At 68.5% G+C, this 340-nt stretch carries 1 protein-coding gene; it reads right to left on the reverse strand.

What is annotated here, in order from left to right:
- Positions 1–134: 134 nt before the first annotated feature.
- A partial coding sequence (locus AC0IYH_RS30190; protein WP_471837800.1) for a hypothetical protein occupies positions 135–340 on the reverse strand: 206 nt, incomplete at its 5' end.

Here is a 340-nt window from a genome sequence, read left to right on the forward strand (position 1 = left end):
CTCTCAGTCTACTGTCAGGGTGAGCCGCCCCACGCCGTTGTCGATCATCGCATTCGGCCAATCGGCGCATGGCTGGAGAAAGCCACGCTGGCGGGGGCGCGAGCATCGCCCACCACCCCGCTAACGCAATAGCCTCAGCGCGTCGCCATCATCGCCGGCGTCAGTCGCGCGAGCCCACGCTGCGCGATCTCGTGCGAAGACACCGAATCGCCGGTCGGCAACGCCATCGCAACGGCAGGGCGATCGAGCACCGCCGCGTACAGGCCGCGTGCCGCGTCGAGCCGGCCGGTCTGTCCGTAGACGACCGCCAGGTTGAGCATCAGTTCGGGCCGCTCGGGAA

Source organism: Pseudomonas sp. AC463, assembly GCF_979253585.1.